Annotated in this window: 18 protein-coding genes; 12 read left to right on the top strand and 6 right to left on the bottom strand. The window is 35.8% G+C overall.

The window, feature by feature from the left end:
• Window positions 1-223 precede the first annotated feature (223 nt).
• Window positions 224-2,479, top strand: coding sequence for a carbamoyltransferase HypF (gene hypF, locus CCZ01_RS03515; RefSeq protein WP_112051851.1), 2,256 nt, complete (start codon window positions 224-226; stop codon window positions 2,477-2,479).
• Here hypF and CCZ01_RS03520 read toward each other — a convergent pair.
• The 3 genes from CCZ01_RS03520 to dcd are packed head-to-tail and all read right to left on the bottom strand — an operon-like array spanning window position 2,458 to window position 4,711.
• Entirely contained in the window at window positions 2,458-3,498 is a 1,041-nt protein-coding gene (locus tag CCZ01_RS03520; protein ID WP_112051852.1) for a type IV pili methyl-accepting chemotaxis transducer N-terminal domain-containing protein, read from the bottom strand. The two genes, hypF and CCZ01_RS03520, sit on opposite strands and share 22 nt — an antisense overlap.
• Window positions 3,495-4,142, bottom strand: coding sequence for a Crp/Fnr family transcriptional regulator (locus CCZ01_RS03525; protein WP_112051853.1), 648 nt, complete (start codon window positions 4,140-4,142; stop codon window positions 3,495-3,497). The genes CCZ01_RS03520 and CCZ01_RS03525 overlap by 4 nt, the downstream gene beginning before the upstream one ends.
• Before the next feature lie 11 nt (window positions 4,143-4,153).
• Window positions 4,154-4,711 (bottom strand): dCTP deaminase, encoded by a 558-nt coding sequence (gene dcd / locus CCZ01_RS03530; protein WP_112051854.1) that lies wholly within the window; start codon window positions 4,709-4,711, stop codon window positions 4,154-4,156.
• An 80-nt stretch (window positions 4,712-4,791) separates the two neighbouring features.
• On the opposite strand from dcd, the gene accB reads away from it, so the two are divergent.
• The 5 genes from accB to CCZ01_RS03555 all read left to right on the top strand — a co-directional run bounded on the left by accB (window position 4,792) and on the right by CCZ01_RS03555 (window position 9,608).
• The gene (gene accB, locus CCZ01_RS03535) at window positions 4,792-5,262 is read left to right on the top strand and encodes an acetyl-CoA carboxylase biotin carboxyl carrier protein (protein ID WP_112051855.1); all 471 of its coding nucleotides are present in this window, start codon (window positions 4,792-4,794) and stop codon (window positions 5,260-5,262) included.
• A 21-nt stretch (window positions 5,263-5,283) separates the two neighbouring features.
• Complete coding sequence (locus CCZ01_RS03540; RefSeq protein ID WP_112051856.1) at window positions 5,284-6,627, top strand: acetyl-CoA carboxylase biotin carboxylase subunit; 1,344 nt, start codon at window positions 5,284-5,286, stop codon at window positions 6,625-6,627.
• A gap of 152 nt (window positions 6,628-6,779) precedes the next feature.
• Window positions 6,780-7,541, top strand: a complete 762-nt coding sequence (locus CCZ01_RS03545; protein WP_112051857.1) for a flagellin — start codon at window positions 6,780-6,782, stop codon at window positions 7,539-7,541.
• Between the two features lie 3 nt (window positions 7,542-7,544).
• Window positions 7,545-8,648: a UDP-4-amino-4,6-dideoxy-N-acetyl-beta-L-altrosamine transaminase gene (gene pseC / locus CCZ01_RS03550; protein WP_112051858.1), complete on the top strand. Its 1,104-nt coding sequence runs from the start codon at window positions 7,545-7,547 to the stop codon at window positions 8,646-8,648.
• Window positions 8,649-8,657: 9 nt separating this feature from the next.
• Window positions 8,658-9,608 (top strand): AIR synthase related protein, encoded by a 951-nt coding sequence (locus CCZ01_RS03555; RefSeq protein ID WP_112051859.1) that lies wholly within the window; start codon window positions 8,658-8,660, stop codon window positions 9,606-9,608.
• Between the two features lie 195 nt (window positions 9,609-9,803).
• Here the strand turns inward: CCZ01_RS03555 and CCZ01_RS03560 are convergent, their stop codons facing one another.
• Together CCZ01_RS03560 and CCZ01_RS03565 are read right to left on the bottom strand one after the other, a co-directional pair.
• A complete protein-coding gene (locus tag CCZ01_RS03560) occupies window positions 9,804-11,015 on the bottom strand; it encodes a phosphoglycerate kinase (RefSeq protein WP_112051860.1) in 1,212 nt (403 codons plus the stop codon).
• Between the two features lie 41 nt (window positions 11,016-11,056).
• On the bottom strand, window positions 11,057-12,616 hold the full coding sequence (locus CCZ01_RS03565) for a coiled-coil domain-containing protein (protein ID WP_112051861.1): 1,560 nt from the start codon (window positions 12,614-12,616) through the stop codon (window positions 11,057-11,059).
• A 253-nt stretch (window positions 12,617-12,869) separates the two neighbouring features.
• Between CCZ01_RS03565 and gap the strand changes: the two genes are divergently transcribed.
• The 6 genes from gap (at window position 12,870) to CCZ01_RS03595 (ending at window position 20,641) form a co-directional block, all read left to right on the top strand.
• Entirely contained in the window at window positions 12,870-13,862 is a 993-nt protein-coding gene (gene gap, locus CCZ01_RS03570; RefSeq protein ID WP_112051862.1) for a type I glyceraldehyde-3-phosphate dehydrogenase, read from the top strand.
• A 9-nt stretch (window positions 13,863-13,871) separates the two neighbouring features.
• Complete coding sequence (locus tag CCZ01_RS03575; RefSeq protein WP_112051863.1) at window positions 13,872-15,122, top strand: glucose-6-phosphate isomerase; 1,251 nt, start codon at window positions 13,872-13,874, stop codon at window positions 15,120-15,122.
• A gap of 153 nt (window positions 15,123-15,275) precedes the next feature.
• Window positions 15,276-16,262 carry a phosphate acetyltransferase gene (pta, locus tag CCZ01_RS03580; protein ID WP_112051864.1) on the top strand — a complete coding sequence of 329 codons (987 nt, stop codon included), beginning with the start codon at window positions 15,276-15,278 and terminating at the stop codon, window positions 16,260-16,262.
• A 28-nt stretch (window positions 16,263-16,290) separates the two neighbouring features.
• The gene (locus tag CCZ01_RS03585) at window positions 16,291-17,493 is read left to right on the top strand and encodes an acetate/propionate family kinase (protein ID WP_112051865.1); all 1,203 of its coding nucleotides are present in this window, start codon (window positions 16,291-16,293) and stop codon (window positions 17,491-17,493) included.
• Window positions 17,494-17,522: 29 nt separating this feature from the next.
• The gene (locus tag CCZ01_RS03590) at window positions 17,523-19,043 is read left to right on the top strand and encodes a Na+/H+ antiporter NhaC family protein (RefSeq protein WP_112051866.1); all 1,521 of its coding nucleotides are present in this window, start codon (window positions 17,523-17,525) and stop codon (window positions 19,041-19,043) included.
• 62 nt (window positions 19,044-19,105) lie between these two features.
• Window positions 19,106-20,641: a hypothetical protein gene (locus CCZ01_RS03595; RefSeq protein ID WP_112051867.1), complete on the top strand. Its 1,536-nt coding sequence runs from the start codon at window positions 19,106-19,108 to the stop codon at window positions 20,639-20,641.
• Here the strand turns inward: CCZ01_RS03595 and CCZ01_RS03600 are convergent.
• Window positions 20,638-20,907, bottom strand: a complete 270-nt coding sequence (locus tag CCZ01_RS03600; protein ID WP_112051868.1) for an EscU/YscU/HrcU family type III secretion system export apparatus switch protein — start codon at window positions 20,905-20,907, stop codon at window positions 20,638-20,640. The two genes, CCZ01_RS03595 and CCZ01_RS03600, sit on opposite strands and share 4 nt — an antisense overlap.
• Between the last annotated feature and the right edge of the window lie 8 nt (window positions 20,908-20,915).

Consider the following 20,915-nt stretch of genomic DNA (forward strand, 5'->3'; position numbering starts at 1 on the left):
ACTTTGGGTAAATCATCATGCAAAAGATGGTAATATTACCCAGATTGTATGCTTTAGCTAAAAAATTCCATTAACAGAATAATCCAAAAACAGCAATTCTTAGAATTCCTTAGAGGGATTATTTTATTAATGATGGCTAATGATAGTTATTTATCACTTAGTCTATGTTAAAATTTTAAAAGTTATATCCTTATATTAGGGAAATAATAAAATAAGGTTACATATGATGAAAAAAAGTTTTCAAATTCATATACAAGGTAAAGTTCAAGGTGTAGGTTTTCGCCCTTTTATAGCTAAAAATGCTCAAAAGAGAAAATTGTGTGGTTTTGTGCGGAATAGTATGTCTGGGGTCGAAATTCTTTTGCAGGGAGATGAACAAGAAATTGAGAATTTTTTATACAGTATTAAAAAAGATTTACACCCACATATTCAAATTGATTCCTTGGAATGTGTGGAGGTAAATGCGAAGGAATATCATTGTTTTTTTATTGAAAAGAGTAATCAAGAATCCCAGTCTCTTGTCCATATCCCCACTGATTATGCTATGTGTGAACGTTGTTTAAAGGAAATGTTAGATTGCAATAATCGTCGTTTTAAGTATCCGTTTATTAGCTGTACTGATTGTGGTTCGCGTTGGAGCTTGATTCAACATCTACCTTACGATAGACATCGAACAACAATGCGATATTTTGAAATGTGTCAAAAATGTTTAGAAGAGTATCATTCTGCAGAATCTTTTCGTTTTCATTCACAAATCAATAGTTGTCCAGAATGCGGACCAACTTTATTTGTGCGAGATTCGCAGAATAATATTTTGAATACACCCAATCCCTTTGCTTTTCTTGCAGAATCTTTAAGGCAGGGTAAAATTATTGCTTGTAAGGGGGTAGGGGGATTTACCTTGATTTGCGATGCACATTCCAAAAAAACTATTCAATGTTTGAGGAAGCGTAAAAGACGACCCCAAAAGCCATTTGCTGTGATGTTTCCTAATCTAGAATCTATCCGTGAACATACGAATTGTTCTGTTATTCAAGAAGAATTATTGCAAAGCACTGCTGCTCCCATTGTTTTACTCAAACCTAAACGCCACACTTCTTTAGCGATGATGGATATTAGCCCAAAAACTCCTTATCTTGGTGCAATTCTCCCTTATTCTCCTTTGCATCATCTTCTTTTGAGGGAATTTGGAAATCCCATTATTTTTACCAGTGCAAATCTAAGCGGAGAGCCTATCATTGCTTGTTTGGAGGATTTAAATAAAATATTAGATGTTTATGATTTATGTGTTGATGATAATCGTATCATTGCACATTCTATTGATGATAGTTTATTTACGATTGTTGATGAAAAACCTTATCCTTTGAGGGTTGGGAGAGGGTTTGCTCCTTTGATGATTTCTACTCCAGACCAAAAAAAATTCACGAAACCAGTGATGGGTTTAGGGGCAGAGCAAAAAGGAACAATCGGGCTTGGTTTTTTGGATAAAATGTTGGTTAGTCCTTATATTGGAGATTTGAAGAATGTCGAGAGTATGAATCTATTTTTGCAAACAAAAGATTTTTTTACAAGTCACTATGCAGAGCCAGATATATTTATTGCCGATAAACACCCATCTTATCGGACACACAAAATGGCTAAGGGAGCTAAAAATAGTTTGTTTGTTCAGCATCATCACGCCCATTCACTTGCGTTAATGGCAGAGTATGGCATTCAAGAGATAATAGGTGTTGTCTTTGATGGGAGTGGTTTTGGCGATGACGGGAATATTTGGGGTGGTGAGATTCTCTTAGCGACTCCTAAGAAATACAAATATTATTTTTCTTTGCAACCTTTTAAGCTTTTAGGGGGTGAGAGGGCGATACAAGAACCAGCAAGAGTTCTTCTTTCTTTATTATTTATGCTTTATCAAGAAGGGGTGTGGGATATGGATATTCCCGCTCTTTCCTTTTTTAATGAAACCCAAAAAAAAGCTCTTTATCAGCTTTATCAAAAGGACTTGAATTCTCCGATAACAACTTCTATGGGGCGACTTTTTGATGCGGTGGCTATGATTTTTTATCCCCCATTTGAAGTTACTTATGATGGAGAATGTGGCTTAATGTTAGAGGGAGATTATGTTGATATTCCTTTCAATCCCTATCCTTTTGAAATAAATAAGAATAAAATTTACTTTCTTGATATGATTGTCGCAATGCTTAGAGATAGACAGCAAGGCATTGAAGCAAAAATCTCTATCACGCGTTTTTTTCATACAATTGTTGAGATGATAGTGAAATGTGTTGAATATATCTTTGAGAATGAGGAACGTGTTATTCCGGTTGGGTTAAGTGGTGGTGTTTTTTGTAACCAAGTTTTATTGAAAAGTACCTTGCAGATTTTTAAACAAAGAAAAATTCCCTATATTATTCATCAAAAACTACCTAGTAATGATGGATGTATTTCCTTAGGGCAACTTTATTTTGGATTATTCAAGTAGAGTGTTACATTTTCAAGGGATTCTTTGAGTTGCTCTAAAAGTTTAGCTGTTGTGATGAGCTGTTCGCTTGACTCAATGGCGATATTTTCTGAAATATTAATTTCATTCATCAATTTGTTTTTCTCCTCATTACTCAAATGCAATTCGTTAATATTATGGTTAATATCGTCAATAATTGCATTGATGTCATTGCTAATTTTTTCACTTAACATTTTAGCTTGAGCAGGGCTACTTTTAACGATATTAAGACGTTCTAGGAATGTATTTAAATGTAATGCGACTTGGCAGAATTCATTTTCCTCTTTACCTGTTTGTGTAAATAAGGGGCTTTGTATAGCAGTTTGTGTGTCCATTGATGCAATTTGTTTGCTTTTTGCAATAAAGTCATCAAATTGTTTTTTAATATTCCAAATGAGTCGCATTCCGTATGCACCAACACAGAGTAGGATGAGGGCAGAAACATACTGAAAAAGGCTTAAGTATTCACGCGTAGCGATTGATTTTTCTGTGTAAAGTGTAACAAGGTCATCAATGAGCCAAAGTAGAACAAGATTTGTATCTGTGAGTTCGCGGTCAAATTCTGAAATTTGTGCGTTACCATAAAAATAAAGATAGCTATCAAATTCTTGTTGAATGTGTTCTTGTCTTAAGGAATGGTAAATGTGATGCTTAAAATTTTCAAGTTGTTTGCGGAATAAGTTCCATTGAATTTTGACTGCCTCTAATTGCTCTTTAATTTTTTTATCATTAGGAATTTTAATACCCTTGTGTTGCCCACCTTCTAGTAAAGCAAGTCGTTCTTCAAAGGTGTTTGTTGTTGTATAAAGTGAGATAAAATCAAGAGTGTATAATTCTTTCAGCATTTTTTGTGTTAGCATACGTTCGCTTCCTGCGATATTGATTAATTCAGCATCGCTAATTCCCTTTGAGTTAATCAATAGTGTGGAACTGATAAGTGTAGTTATACAAATAGTAATCACAATACCCATAAATGTGAGTTCTTTAACAATGGAATTCATTTTTCCTCCGTTCTGTAATTATTTCTTAATTTTATTTGTTGAATAATCTCTATATTTCCTCTCGAATCTGTTGTTATGATATTATCACGATGTAATTTTTTAAGAATACGTGAAAGGGTTTCAGGTTGAATATTTAAACAAGCGGCTATTTCTTGCTTTTTGAGTGCATTAAATTCATCTAGGTGTTGGTCAAGAAAATGAGAAACTTTAGCAAGTCCATCAAAAATAATTTCTTGGTCAATGATGGATTCTAAACGCATAATGTAGTCTTGGTGGAGTTGTAAAAGAGGGGAACTTAATGAATATTTACGAACGAGATTCCAAAACGATTCTTGCGGAATAATAAGAACATTTGAATCTTCAACAAATTCTATATTTCCATATGAGATATTTTTAAATAATCCGGTAATTAAACCATTTTGGCGAATATGATATAAAAAGATTTCCTGTCCAAAACGATTTATTTTATAAACTCTAATGCGCCCATGTAACAAAAAATAAACAGATTTTAGGGTGTCGCATTCATAACAAAGAATCGCCTTTTTTGGGTAACATACATAATGGTTTGATAAAATTATTTCTTGGATTTGTGATGGTGAAAAAGAAGAGAAAAAGGGTATAGCCTTCATTTGTTCAGTGATCATAATACCTCAAATTAAAGGATTTTGGGGAGGGTTATACCTTGTTGTTTTTGGTATTTTCCATTCTTGTCTTTATAGCTGGTTTGGCATGGGTTATCCCCTTCGAAAAAGAGGACTTGTGCAATGCCTTCATTTGCGTAAATTTTTGCAGGTAGAGGTGTTGTGTTACTGATTTCGATGGTGATAAAACCCTCAAATTCTGGTTCAAAAGGTGTAACATTTACGATGATACCACAACGTGCATAGGTGCTTTTTCCTAAGCAAATTGCAAGAACATTGCGTGGGATTCTGAAGTATTCTATTGTACGTGCAAGAGCAAAAGAATTAGGGGGAACGATACATTCATCACCACAAAAATCTACCGCATTTGTTGCTTGAAAATTCTTGGGGTCAACAACAGTTGCATTAATATTTGTAAAAATTTTAAATTCATTACTGACACGAATATCGTATCCATAGCTACTTAATCCATAGCTAACAACCCCTATCCCCACTTGTGCATCACAAAAAGGTTCTATCATTCCATGCTTTAAGGATTGCTCTTGTATCCATAAATCTTCTTTCAAGCCCATCATCTTTCCTAAACATTGTTTATTTTATGGTATTATAACGAATTTTATTTAAGAATATTAAACAAAGTGAGGTAAAAACGATGAAACTACAAGAAATTCAGGAGCTGATGGAGTCGTTTGATTCAACACAAGCGTGTAAAATGCACTTACAAATTGGTGATTTTTGCTTGAAATTAGAAAAACCAAATTCAAATCGAGTGGAATCAATCATTGCAAGTGAACCAACATATAGCATTCCAACAGCTCAAGTGGCTGGTGTACCGCAAGTTCCTCAAATAGCGGCAAAAGCGGAAAACCCCACAGAAGTTCAGGGTGAAAAAATTACTTCACCAATGGTTGGAACATTTTATCGTTCACCTTCACCAGGTGCTTCAGCCTATGTCAATATTGGCGATAAAGTGAAGAGAGGCGATACTTTAGCAATTGTTGAGGCAATGAAGATTATGAATGAAATTGAAGCTGAATTTGATTGTAAAATTCTTGATATTGTTCCTTCAGACGCACAGCCGATTGAATATGGTACTGTGCTATTTGTGGTTGAAAAACTCTAAGATTTGTGGGGTTGGATTGAAATGGAAGAAAAAAAGCGCGAAATTAAACGAATTTTAATTGCCAATCGTGGAGAAATTTCTCTACGTGCTATTAGGACAATCAGAGAATTAGGTAAACAATCTATAGCTGTGCATTCTACAGCGGATAAAGATGCCCATTACTTGGATTTAGCGGATGCAAAGGTTTGTATTGGCGGAGATAAGTCAAGCGAAAGTTATTTAAATATTCCGGCGATCATTTCTGCTGCAGAATTATTTGAAGCGGATGCAATTTTTCCGGGCTATGGATTTTTAAGCGAGAATCAAAATTTTGTCGAAATTTTAGAAGCACATGGGATTGAGTTTATTGGTCCGGGCGTGGAAGTGATGAAATTGATGAGCGATAAAAGCAAGGCAAAAGATGTAATGAAACGTGCTGGAATGCCTGTTATACCAGGAAGTGATGGTGTGTTGCGAGATTACGAACATGCTAAACAAGAGGCAAGAGAAATTGGATATCCGGTTATTTTAAAGGCTGCTAGTGGTGGCGGTGGACGCGGAATGCGTGTGGTTTATAAGGAAGAAGATATTATTAATGCCTATTTAGCAGCAGAGAGTGAGGCGGTGAGTGCGTTTGGTGATGGAACAATTTATATGGAAAAATTTATTGATAAACCAAAGCATATTGAGGTGCAGATTCTAGCAGATAAATATGGGAATGTAATTCATATTGGTGAGAGGGATTGCTCCGTGCAACGACGTCACCAAAAGTTGATTGAAGAATCTCCTGCTCTTGCTTTACATAAAGAAACAAGAGAGAGGTTGTTGAATACAGCAGTAGAAGCTGCAAAGTTTATTCAATATGAGGGTGCAGGAACATTTGAATTTTTACTTGATGAAAATCAGAATTTCTATTTTATGGAGATGAATACGCGTTTGCAGGTGGAGCATCCGGTAAGTGAGATGGTGAGTGGAGTTGATATTGTTGAGTTGATGATTCGTATTGCAGAGGGTGAGAAACTTCCTCCTCAGGAGAGCATTCAATTTAGAGGACATGCCATTGAATGCCGTATTACTGCTGAAGACCCTGAGAAATTTTTTCCAAGTCCGGGTAAAATTAAACATTATATTGTTCCTGGTGGACAATTTGTGCGGGTTGACTCACATGCGTATGAGGGTTATAGTATTCCTATGCATTATGATTCTATGATTGGTAAGTTGATTGTGTGGGGAGAGACGCGTGAAAAGGCTATATCACGTATGAATCGTGCTTTAAATGAATTTACTATAGAGGGTGTTCGTAGCGTAATTCCTTTTCATCAAAAGATGATGAAAAATATTGATTTTATTGCAAATAAGATTCATACGAAATATTTGGAACAATAATTGCTTTAATTCGCTTAAGAATGCAAGTGCCTTTGTGGAATGAAATTTGCTTGATTCTTGTTTAAGAAGAAAAAGCCGATATAACTACTGGAAGTTAAAGCAGTTATAAGGGGTAGACTTCTATAATAAACACACCATAAAAGGAGTTAGTAATGAAAGTCGGAGAAGTACAGAGCGTTGGTTCAACTGCTGTTAATAATGCAAACAAGGCAAAAGAAGAAGAGAACAAGTCTCTTGAAAATATCGCTGCTATGCGTGCCCTCAATGGAATGGATGGGGCGAGTATGATGATTGCTGATTCATTGTTGTCTCAGATTTCGGGCTTGACACAAGGGATTAAGAATGCTAATGATGCGATTGGGATGTTGCAAATTGCAGATTCTACCCTCAATAATATGACGCTTACTGCAGACCGGATTAATGTGTTATCTGTGCAGCTTGGTAACGGAGCGTTAAATGAAACACAAAAGGCAATGATTCAATCTGAAACAAATGCACTTAGAACAAGCATGAAAGATTCTGTTATGCAGGCATCTTTTAATGGTAAGAATGTTTTTGCTTCTGAAATGACATTCGTAACAGGTAATGATTCTTCTGTAACACTGAATGTGAATGCACCAAATACATCGTCAGTTGATGTGAATAACCAATCCAGTATTTTGCGTTTCTTGGATAATGTCAATATGGAACGTGCAAATATTGGTGCTATTATGAATGGGATTGAGCATGGTGTGAATTCTAATCTTGTGGCGATTGTTAACTTGACTGCATCCGAAAGTAATCAGCAGGATAATGATGTGGCAGAAAATTATAATGAAGCTAATCAGGCAAAACTAAAGCAAAATGCGGCATTGTATGCAAATTCTTTTAATACACAGTATCTTCAGCAAAAAGTGAATACGCTTTTAGGTTAGTTGATGATTCCTTATAGTAAACAGTCTATTTCGAGTCAAGATGTAGAGGCGGTTTGTGATGCTTTGAGAAGTTCACATTTAACGCAGGGAATGCGTGTTGTTGAGTTTGAAAAGCGGGTAGCGAGGGTTGCTTGTATGCCTTCTGCTCTTGCTTTGAATTCGGCGACTTCAGCCTTATATGTCGCTTATCGTGTTTTGGGTATTCAGCCGGGTGATGAGGTTATTACCACGCCGAATAGCTATGTTGCAACCTCCAATATGCTTCTTGCGTTAGGTGCAGTTCCTGTTTTTTGTGATATTAAATCAGATGGAAATATTGATGAGAATTTGATAGAATCTCTTATTACTCCAAAGACAAAAGCAATAGTGAGTGTGGATTATTCTGGGAAAAGTGTTGCAGTCAAGGAAATTGCTGATATTGCACAGAGACGTCATTTGTTGTGGATATCAGATTCTTCACATTCTTTCGGCGGGTCTTATTGTAATCAGATGATTGGTTCTTTTGCTGATGCAACGGTTTTTAGTTTTCATGCTATAAAGACGATTACGACTGCCGAGGGAGGGGCGGTGATTTTCAAGGATGATTCTTTAACGGAACGTGCAAGAATGTTACATTCACACGGTGTTCAAAAGGGACGATTATGGAATAGTGAGGTTGAAGAGTTTGGCTTTAATTTTCGTCTTAATGAACTCTCTGCTGCTTTAGGTATTTCACAAATTCAGAAACTTCAAGCTTTTGTTGATAAACGTAGGGTTTTAGTTGAGTTTTATGATAATTTTTTTAAGTCGCTAGATTGGGTAGAGACTCTTAGTCAAGATTCCTCCATTCAAAGCACCCACCATCTTTATCCTATCTTGTTGCATTCTTCTTTGTGGTGTGCAAAAGAAGATATTTTTGAGCTTTTATGGCAACATGGTATCGGTGTACAGGTGCATTATAAGCCAATTAATAGCTATAAGTGCTATGGTGCCGATACAACAAAAACCACAAAAGCACAGGAGTTTTATTTAGCTGAGTTATCAATTCCATGCCATCAGGAAATGGATATTGTTGATGCACAAAGAGTCGCTAAAAAAATCCAAGAAACTTGCGAAAAATTTTTATAACTTTTATCAATGAATAGAATCGATAGAGAAGATCTTTTTTTAAAAACTCTTATAAATGGTCGTAGTGTAAAGGGGATTGGCGATGATGCTGTGGCAATTGGAAAATGCGTTTTTGCCGCAGATTCCTTTGTGGAAGGAAGTCATTTTAAACGCGAGTGGTTTTCTTTGAGAGAAATTGCTTTTAAATCTCTTAGTGTGAATGTTTCTGATATTTATGCGATGGGTGCAGTTCCGCGTTATGCATTATTATGTATCACGATACCTAAGAGCCTTTCGGCAACTGATGTATGCCATCTTGCTGAGGCAGTCGATGCTGCATGTTTGCATTATGGTATTTTGCTTGTTGGGGGGGATAGTATTGTTTCTCCGCTTTTGGGTTTTCATTGGACATTGATTGGGCAGAAAATGTCACAACAATATTCTAATCAAGTGGCTTACCAAATTCTTCATTCTCCAACTTCTCAACCCCGTTTTCAAAATTGCTTAGAGTCTTCAAGTTATCGTTGGGTGATGCGTAAGGGTGTTAAGCGAGGGGATATTTTTGCCTTTAGTGGAACGATTGGAGACTCAAAGAAAACGTTTCAGTGTTTGATGCGTCAAAATAAGTTTGAAAATAGTCAAAGTCGAAGAAATCAGCGGTTCAAGCAACCCATTCCACATTCCGTTATCACTCTTCCATTGAGAGATTGTTTGCATGCTGGAATCGATATTTCTGATGGTTTAGCATTTGAATTAAGACGATTGTGTAAGCAAAATCATTGTGGCGTAAGAATGTTGCGCAAATTCTCTAGCCATCAAATGCAAAGTGGTGAGGAATATGAGATGCTTTTTGCAATTCCACGCCAAAAGTGGCTAAAATCAAAAAGAATTGCAAAGCGATTCAGATTGCCCTTGAATGCTTTTGGTGTCGCGATTAGAGGTGTTTATAAGCCCTATCTTAGAGGGCATTACGCTGGATAGTTCCCTGAATCTCTCGTAAAACTTATACTAGTTTATTTATTAAGAATGGTTGGGTTAACTCTTGATGGATTTATTTTTATGGATTTTTTGCTTAGAATTTTTAAGATGGATTCTTTTTTAGCAATGAAGCCACTTACGCAAGAGTAACAAACACACCCTAAAATGGATGTGCTAAAAACAGACAACTATAAAAATTTATTGGTCTCGTTTCTCTAATACTTCAAACGCGGGAAGTGCCTTGCCTTCAAGTAATTCTAGGCTTGCACCACCTCCCGTAGAAGTGAAGCTCATATTATCTTTTTCTCCCGCTTTATCAATTGCATCTGCAGTATCGCCCCCACCAATCACGCTATAAGCATAAGTATCTGCAAGAACGTGCGCAAGTGAGAACGTGCCACGTGAGAATTGACTGACTTCATAAACTCCCATTGGACCATTCCAGATAATAGTTTCAGATGATCGAATCACCTCACTGAAAAGCTTTACAGTTGCGGGTCCTAAGTCTACACTCATCATTCCTTGCGGAACATCTTGTGCAGGGGTAATTTTAATGTCTGTGGGATTCTTAGGATCATTTGTGCAAACAACATCAACAGGAAGGTAGATTTTGACACCTTTTGATTTCGCTGAACGCAAAATATCAATAGCATCACCCATTAACGCATCTTCTACTAATGATTCTTGCATATCATAACCCACAGCCTGAAGAAAAGTATTGCTCATTGCTCCTCCAATAATAATTTTATCAACAGAATCTAAAATATTAATTAATAAAGTTAATTTTGAGGAGACCTTTGAGCCACCAACAATGAGAAGAACAGGTTTGAGAGGATTCTTGAGTGCTTTGGAGAAAGAATCAATTTCTTTCTTTAATAGTAATCCTGAAACTTTATTTTGTACATATGTTGCGATACCATAAGTCGATGCATGCTTACGATGGGATGCTCCAAAGGCATCGTTCACATAAACATCACAGAGTTTTGCTAATGCTTTTGCAAGCTCTGGGTCATTATTTTCTTCTCCTTCATAAAAGCGGATATTTTCAATCAAGACTATACCGCCTTTGGGTAGAAGACTAAGGGCAGATTGGACATTTTCAACACTTTCGACAAAAGTAACTGCACGATTTAAGAGTCGTTCTAAACGTTTTAAAATATGCTTGAGTGAAAAATTTATACTTTTACCTACAGGGCGTCCCAAGTGACTTACTAGTACAATACTTTTTGCACCATTGTCAATGCAGTAGTTGATTGTGGGGATTGTTTCTCGAATCCTTGAATCATCACTAATATTAAACTCGCTATCCATTGGCACATTAAAATCAACACGAATTAAAACGCGTTTATCCTGAATGTCAATGTCCTTAATGCTTTTTGTATTTTGCATTGCCACAATACTTTCAATCATATAATCTCCTTAATTATAAAATAATGAATCACTCAACAAAGCTAGAATCCTCTGAACGAAGAAAGGGCTTTAGAGAAAGCTTCAACAACAATACTGTAACGTTGTTCAAGCGGAATTTGATTTTTCGCTAATTGCTCTTTTTGTTCTTTATCTTTACCTAGTTTATATTCATAGCTAACTTGATCTTTTTCTAAAGTGATAATCTTTGCCTTTGCTTTTTCTAATTCAGCATCTAATTTTTTCTTTTCTCCAAAAATATGCTTCTCATCGCGGTCAAGTTGCTTAATTTGAATCGAAAGTGCATTGATTTTATTTTGAATCTCTGTTGCCGCTGCCGTTCCTTTTTGTGTGTTTTGCAATCGTCTTTTAAGTTCAAAGATATTTTCTTTTGCTTGTCCTGAAATATCTAGTTTCTTCTGAATTTCAGCTTCAAAGCTTGCGATAACAGATAAATTATTCTCAATAAAGTCTTCTTGCATTTTAATGTTATTTTTGCATTTTGCAATCGACTCTTCTGTGAGGCGAATCGCTTCAATATTACGTGCAATTTTATCCAAGCCCATTTTTCGTTGCATTCCAATCTGAAAAATAGTTGCACTATTCCAACGATTTCCATCTTTATCCATAATTTCCGGTCGTGTGTAACGTTTTCCTTCCGGTGAAAAGCTAACATCACCATTGTAAAATTTAATAAACGCATCAACACCTTGTTCTTTGTTGATGAGTTTTCCGATAATCTCTTTAGCAAAATGGTTGGTGCAATCATTGAAATGATTTCTTAGAATATAGTTTGCTAATGCTTGCTTAATTTCTGGGTTTTGGATTCTTTTATCATCAGGTACAAAATCAAGAAATTTTTCTTGCAAAATTGGAACAAAATTTTTTGCAAAATATAGATTATCGTGTTCTGAAACATTAAGAGGTCCTTTAAGCAAAGACACAATCAATTCCGCCATATTCTTTTTTAAGCCATTTTTAAGTGCCATATTTTCAATTTCTTTCAGAAATGTCTTATCTAAACCTTCATGGAGACGTTGACTTGTGGAGGAAAGTTGTCCAATGGAGTTTTGTGATGTTTCAGATTCTTGGAATTGTTTCACCAAGACACCCTGGTCAACAAAAAATATTGCATCACGTGGCGATAATCCCAATGAATTCTTAAGAATCGCTTTAAATAAACCTTTTTTGTCTTCTTCTTCCTGAATATACTTATTTAAGAAGTCAGTGATGGATTTATAAACCGCAGAATCCAACACAGAGATGCCGGGACGACTTTTGCTTGGAGTTAGAGCATTTTCTAATTTAGGAAGTTGTTGCATGCAGGCTTCCGTATAAATGCAACCATCATAATCATTAATCTTTAATCGGTAAGTGATGTCTCTATCATGCTTAATGACAATATATGCACGGAAGCCATGTGAGGCAAAATAATCAAATAAAACCTGTCTCACAACTTCCTTGTGTGCAGAAAAATGTTCTACTTTCAACGCTTCCAGAAGAATCTGCCCTATTTTTTCTTCTGTAATGTTTAAAAATCCATCTAAGCCAGAAATATGAACTTCGATAGCGTCTAATAGTCTTTGATAAGTGTCACTTTGCATTTTTAAAGCCCCGATAACTATTCAGTTGTATTATTAATGACATTTCAGCAGAATTAAGCCATAACATAAAACTGCCTCTTTCATCCACTTGGTCGATTTCGCTGGGCGAATTATCCCATAAAGTGGCTAAAAAAAGATTGAAATATTGAAAATTTTATACAAAGATTTTGTTTTTAAGAGGATAATATAAAAAAATACAATAAAATATGAGTTTGAAAATTGATTTAATTGCTAACAGAAAGGAATTTTAATTATGGAACAATTTAATGTCGCGATTAATGGCACGGGAAGAATTGGCTTGTGTGCTTGTCGTCTTTTGGGAAAAAATAAAAATATTAAGCTTGTTGCTATCAACTCAACCACCCCCATTGATACGCTTGTGCATTTATTGAAATATGATACTGTTCATCGTTTTTTTGATGCGGAAAAAGTGAATGAGGATACAATTAGAATCGGTGAACAAATTGTTAAGGTTGTGAGCGACAGAGATCCCCTCAAAATTCCTTTTGGGCAGTTGGGTGCAGAAATTGTGTTAGAATGTACGGGTGCGTTTAATTCTAAAGAAAAAGCTACTGCCCATCTTAGAGAAGGTGTGAAAAAAGTGATTATTTCAGCTCCAGCAGATAATACCCCCACATTCGTGTATGGTGTCAACCACCAGACATACAATGGGGAGCAAGTGATTTCAAATGCAAGTTGTACAACCAACGCACTTGCACCTTTAGTGAAGATTCTTCACATTCATTATGGTATTCAAAGTGGTTTGATGACAACTGTGCATAGTTATACTAACGACCAAAATTTACTTGATGTGAAACATAAAGATGTGAGACGTGCTAGGGCAGCTGCTTTAAATATCATCCCTACAAGCACCGGTGCTGCAAAAGCTATTGGGCTTGTGATTCCTGAATTATCCGGCCTTTTAAATGGTTTTTCAGTGCGTGTGCCGACCCCTGATGTTTCATTGGTGGACTTGAATGTACAGTTAAAAAAGCATACAAGCAAGGAAGAGATTAATGATTTAATGCGTCAAATGAGTCAAGTAGAATTTGCAAATTTAGTTGCAGTTGATGAAGAAAGATGCGTCTCCAGTGATTTTATTGGCTCAACTTATAGCAGTATTTTTATTCCTGATTGTACACAGGTTGTAGATAAGAATCATGCAAAAGTGATTGCATGGTATGATAATGAAATGGGATATACGGCACGATTGATTGATATGGCTACTTTTGTTGCGACACGATAAGGAAAGGTGATGATTGAATTTCATTCATTTTTTAAAAATACAAGTGACAAAAAGGAAAAAAGCTTACTTTTTAAGGAAATTAAAAAAGAAAAAAAAGACCGTGTGAGTGCCTATTATGAATTGCCTTATTCCACAGAAGCTTTACAGACAACAAAAACCTTTATGCGAGTGCGGGAGGAAGTGTTGGCTAAGATTGATACTCTTGTAATTGTGGGAATTGGTGGTAGTTCTTTGGGATTGAAAGCTATCGATTCAATGTTAAGTCATTTAAGCCATCGGCGTAAAATTTCCCTACGATTCTTGGAGCATACAGACCCTATTTTGATTGTTCAGAACCTTGAGGGGCTTAATGTGGAGAATACGCTTTTTATTGTTATTAGTAAGTCAGGAACAACCATTGAGACCACGTCTCTTATGAAATATGTTTTGTGTCGCTATAATCTTTTATCTGTACATAAAGAACACTTATTGGTGATTACGGATTGTGACTCTGCGTTGGCGAATTGGGCAGATGAAAATGATATTTATTCATTGACGATTGATCCATTAATTGGCGGACGTTTTTCTGTATTAAGTCATGTGGGTATTACACCTTTGATGTTGCTTGGTTATAATGTTGAGGAGATTTTAAAGGGTGCAAGAGAGGTAGAAGAAAAATTTTTTAATCGAGAGCTTGATTGTCTTTTAGAAAAGGCAATCTATTATGCTAAAAATTATAGAAAATATCCAATAAATGTTCTTTTTTCCTATTCAAGTGCCTTTACACACTTTAATGCTTGGTATGTGCAACTTTGGGGAGAATCTTTAGGAAAAATTAATAAAGAAAGTAAAAGCGTGGGGCTAACACCTGTTTCTTTGATTGGTAGCATTGATCAGCATTCATTCTTGCAGCTTATTGTACAAGGACCTAATGATAAAAGTGTTACTTTTTTATCTGTGCGACAATTTGGAGATGAAAGCGTCTTAATTCCGGATATGAGCCTCTCTTCTCTGGAATCAACAGATTTTGTAAATGGAATTTCTTTTAAGAAATTATTACGTTTGCAACGAGAATCAACAATGGAAACACTTATTGCAAGAGGAGTGCCAACAGATTTGATTATTGTTGATGAGCTTTCTGAAAAAACAGCTGGAATTCTTATCTTTTCATATGAAATTTTAACCTCATGTATTGGCTCATTGTTTCAGATTAACACATATGACCAGCCCGGCGTTGAATTTGGAAAACAACTTTTAAGGAGTAAGTTAACGCTTCCTTAGCCCTGTAATAGGTGTTTTAGGGAAAATCTTTTAAGATTCTTGCTTAAAGTTGGGTGAATTTTTAATCTTTTTTTTAAGTAATTGTAGGTTAATCTTTGTAGGATTCAATCTATCATAGAAAGAATGACGAGACTAAAGTGTAAGGAGATATAAATGAGCTTTATTGAGGGAGTTAAAAATAAGGTACGTGTAAAGAAGTCGTCCATCGTTCTTGCGGAGGGTAGTGAGCCACGCACGTTAGAGGCAGCCGAAAAGATACTACAAGAAGGTTTTGCTGATATTATCTTGCTTGGAAATGAAGATGAAATCAAGAAAGTAAGGAATATAGAAAAGGTTAAGATTGTTAACCCAAAGAATTCTGTATATCGTGAAGAGTTTATCAAACTTTTGGTTCAAGTTAGAGGACATAAGGGTGTTGATGAAAAAAAGGCACAGGAATTATTAGATGATCCCTTGTATTTTGGTGCAGCAATGGTTAAAAGCGGTAAAGCAGATGGAATGGTTGCAGGTGCAATTAATTCTACAGCAAATGTTTTGCGTTCAGCATTGCAGGTTGTTGGAAGTGCACAAGGTTGCAAGATTGTATCTTCTTTTATGTTAATGTTAATTCCAAATTGTCCCTATGGATTGGGTGGAAATTTTATTTTTTCAGATCCCGGTTTGGTGCCAAGCCCTAATGCAGAAGAGCTTGCGAGCATTGCTATTGCTTCAGCACAGAATTTTCAATCTCTTTTTGGAGAAGAGCCTATTGTTGCAATGTTAAGTCATTCTACTTATGGGAGTTCTTCGCATACCGATGCACTTAAGGTTGTGGAAGCAACAAAAATTGCCAAAACACTTGCACCAAATTTGTGTCTTGATGGTGAATTACAGCTTGATGCAGCGATTATTCCTAGTGTTGGTGCAAGCAAGGCAAAAGGGTCAAATGTTGCAGGAAAAGCAAATGTGTTGATTTTTCCGGATTTAGATTCAGGGAATATTGGCTATAAGCTTGTGCAGAGACTTGCAGGAGCTGAAGCAATTGGTCCCATTACGCAGGGGTTAGCCGCTCCAATTAATGATCTTTCGCGAGGTTGTTCTGCTGATGATATTGTTGGAGTTGTTGCTATTACGGCTTTGCAGGCACAAGGCCAAGCATAAAAATTATTTAGATTCAAGGAGTGTATAAATGTTAGTTTTGGTTGTAAATTGCGGTAGTTCGTCATTGAAGTTTCAATTGATTGATACGAATACAGAAAATGTTTTAGCGTCAGGAATTTGCGATAGAATTGGTTTGAGTGGGAGTATTCTTAAATATAAAAATAATGGAGGGGTTGACGATAAAAGGGAGTTGACAATGGAGGATCACTCTCAAGCAATTAGTTTTGTTTTGGAAGCCTTAACAGATAAAAAAACTGGCGTGATTCAATCCCTTGATGAAATTGCAGCAACAGGACATCGTTTTGTGCATGGTGCAGAGTATTTTAAAGATTCTGTGCTTGTTACAGATGAAGTTATCAAACGTTTCATCGAGTGTACTCCTCTTGCACCTTTGCATAATCCGGCAAATCTTATGGGTGCTGAAGCATGTAAAAAATTAATGCCTAATAAGCCAATGGTTGCAGTTTTTGATACTGCATTTCACCAAACAATTCCGCCAAAAGCTTTTGTTTACGGTGTACCTTATGATTGGTATGAAAAACATAAAGTTCGACGCTATGGTTTTCATGGCACGAGCCACAAATATGTTTCTCAACGAGCGGTGGAATTTTTGGGTTTGGATAAGAAACATCATAAATTAATTATTTGTCATTTAGGGAATGGATCTTCCATTTCAGCAATTGAAAATGGAAAAAGTCGTGATACAAGTATGGGTATGACACCTTTGGAAGGTTTAACTATGGGTACGAGATCAGGAGATATTGATCCGGGTGTTTTAGAATATATTGCTGAAAAAGAGGGCTATTCTATCAAAGAATTAATTAATATTTTAAATAAAAAATCAGGGGTGCTCGGAATCTCCAGACTATCAAGTGATTTTAGAGATTTGCTTGACGCAGACTTGAGTGGAAATGATTTAGCGAGACTGGCGAGACAAACCTTTGCCTATCGTGTGCTGAAATATGTAGGTGCGTATTGTGCTGTCCTCAATGGCGTTGATGCGATTTGTTTTTGTGGGGGTGTGGGCGAGAATGCAAAATTTATACGTGGTATGATTGTTGAACATCTCAAATTCTTAGGCATAACGCTTGATAAGGAGGCAAATAATGTTTGCGGAAAAGAGGTTGTTATTTCTACAAAAGATTCTCCAGTTAAAGTCTGTGTTATTCCGACAAATGAAGAGATTATTATTGCCAGAGATACACGCGAAATTGTAGCCCAATTAGGATAGAGTTAACCTTTTAAGGAGTCTTTTAAGTAATGTATGCAGATTCTGCTTTGAGTTTGATTCCTCCTGTAGGGGTTATTATACTTGTTTTTTTGACGCGTCGTGTTGTTCTTTCACTTTTTGTGGGTATTTTGCTTGCAGGTATTTTATTGTCACAAAGTTTACTAGGAACAATAGAGTATGTGTTTTATAGCCTTATTGCAGTGTTTTATGACCAAAATGGAGGTGAAATTGTTTATTCTAATTTCTATATTTTTGGTTTTTTGGTTATTTTAGGAATTTTAACTCAGGCGATGAGCTATTCAGGGGGGATGGCGGCTTTTGTTTACTGGGCGAGAAAACGCATTAAAAGTGCAACAGGTTCGGAATTTTTTGCTTTTATTGCGGGGATAATCATTTTTATTGATGATTATTTTAATGCTCTCACTGTTGGACAAATTTCGCAATCTATCAATGATATTAATCGTTCTACACGAGAACGTTTGGCTTATATTATTGATTCGACCTCTGCACCTGTTTGTATTCTGATGCCACTTTCAAGTTGGGGGGCATATATTATTGGTTTATTAGGTGGAATGCAGGAGGGTAATCATTTTCAAACATTGCTATCTAGTATTTGGAGTAATTTTTATGCTTGGTTTGCATTGTTAGCAGTTTTTTTAACAATTTATTGGAGAATTAATTTACCCGCTATGCGTAAAAATTGTAATGTAGGCGTTCAAAAACGTACGGATGGGGATTCTAAGGGTACTTCCATTTGGTTCTTGATTCTTCCTATTTTTGTCTTGATTGTTTTAATTGCTTTTTTCTTGTTTTATAGTGGTTTTGTACAACTCCAAAAACAGCAACAAGAAGTCCATTTAATTGCTATTTTGGGTGAGGCACAAACACCGTTCGCACTTTTTTATGGTGGCTTATTGACTTTAGTTTTTACACTTTTTCTTACCTCTAGCCGTATTCATTTACGCTCATTCCCTATGATTTTTAATAAAGGTTTTATGATTATGTTACCTGCAAATCTTATTTTAATTTTTGCTTGGGCAATTGCTCCTGCCATTCGTGAGGATTTACAAACAGGAATTTATTTAGCAAAAATTAGTGAAGAATGGTTGCAGATGAGCTTGATGAATCCTGATATGATTGTGCCAATTGTGCTTTTTTTGGTTAGCGGTTTTATTGCGTTTGCAACAGGTACAAGTTGGGGGACATTCGCGATTATGCTACCCATTGCACTAGGTATTGCAGAAGTAAATCACTTTGATACTATATTGTGTATCGCGGCTGTTTTATCGGGTGCTGTGTATGGTGACCATGCTTCGCCCATTTCAGACACGACGATTCTTTCGGCTACAGGTGCGGGTTGTTCTGTGCAAAGCCATTTTATTACGCAATTTCCTTATGTGACTACAGTTGCCTGTGTTGCACTAGTGAGTTTTGGTGTTGCTGGTATTACTAATGTGTGGTTGGGGTATCTTGTTGGAGGTTTGCTTTTGCTGGGTATTTTTGGAATATATAAGAGATTTTATGGTGGAGAAATTGTATTAAAGTCATAATTTTTCAGCTTTTTTTATGTTTTTTTTGATAAAATTTGTCCTTTTAGGTAGAAGGAGGGTGTATGCACGGCAAAATTGTCAGCTATCAAGATTTTACCGGTCGGGGTGTTGTTATTAATATTTCTAAAACACTTTTTGATTTTAATAAAGAAAGTTGGCATGATCCAAAAATTGTTCCTACTGTGGGTTTATATGTTGAATATCGTGCTGATGGACAAAGGGTTACAGATATCCATTCTTCTAAATTTCAGAACTTTTCTGATGAGGCATTGATTAGAGAGTATGATTTTTGGCGAACAGAGACTGATGACCAGCTGGAAGAAATTACTGAAAAAGCAAGAATGAATACAATTAAGGCTATCTATCGAACAACAAATTATGCAAATTTACAGGATATTGATGTAACAATTACTGTCGCCCAAGCAATTAAAAATTACTTTACATTAGAAAATGCAACGATTGATATGTTGGGAGAATTGGCAAAAGACAGTAAAACATTATTGTTGAATTATCATTTAATGAAGAGATTTATTCTGAAAGCTTTAGATACATTCTTGTTTCTTGATAAAACTATTACGCGCGATCGTTTTTTGCAATATACAGGTGTTATTACGCGTTTAGAAAATTCCTATCGTGGTATGGTGCGTTATAATAATATGAATACAAAGGTACTTTTTGAGGAATATTTTTTACGTTATCAAACCCATTATCAGGCTCTTGTAGCGGCAATTTCAGGGAATCAGGAATCTTTGTCATTGTGTAGTCGTCAAGAGAAAGTTACTGGCGTGGAGATTCAGAAGTTACGATCCAAGCTTGAAATTCTCCAAGCTAAAAAAGTTGCACAAGAAAATAAAGGTGAGGCAGCAAATGCGAAAGTGATTGCTAATATTGAACAAGAAATGGCAACAATCCAAGATAGTATCGATGATAAGACACAAGCTTTAGAGGGCAGCAATAACCAATTTCAAAATATTTCACAATTTATTGATACTCTTACAGCGATTAAGGATTCCTTTTATAAGCGTCATTATGACACTTTTAATGTTGTTTTTCAGAGCAATTTTAATCGTATTACAAAAAAATTGAAAGAGGGTTTAGATTTATGTGGAACACTTTTAGATGACCAAATTTGGGAGCTTTCTTCTAAATCTGCCTCTTTAAAAGGGCAATACTTTAAGGGGGGTGCGGAGGAAAATTTATGTGCTGTAAATTTTGCACGACTTTATCTTAGTCATCTTGATAAAGCCCTGTTACGCGATACAGAGGAGGAGCTTTATCGTTATTGCCAGAAAATTGATAAACAGGAAAAAAAGTATTATTTAATCATCTCTAATAATGTTGATTTGATGGTTGGCGTCAAAGTGAAGCTTCTGATGACAAACAAATATAATATTATTAAAGTTGCTCATAAACTGATTTCTCTTCAAAGCTCTCTTTCTGAAATTGTATTTGAGATGATATATGTAGATGAAGATATAGAATCACTAACCGTGGAACAGGTAAAAGAGGAAATACAAGATTCTAAGTTGAATCGTAATGTTGAAATACAAATGATTTCCAAGGTGCAGAAAGTTGATGGGTTGAAAATTCGGTCTTAACGGCTCATTTGGGCTTTTTGTTCACTTTCGTACAGCCATACAAAGACTTCTACAACAGCTTGATATAGAGCTTGAGGAATTTCTGCATCAACTTCAGCCTTTAGCAAAGAGTCCACAAGCATCTCATTTTGAAATAAGGGCACATCAAATTCTTTTGCTTTTTCGATGATCTTATCTGCAATATGTCCCTTCCCTTTTGCAACAAGTTTTGGTGCTCTGTCTGTTTCTCGATTGTATGCAAGTGCAGCTGCTTTTGCGTGATTCATGATTTTGT

Source organism: Helicobacter monodelphidis (assembly GCF_003288845.1).
Classification (GTDB): Bacteria; Campylobacterota; Campylobacteria; order Campylobacterales; family Helicobacteraceae; genus NHYN01.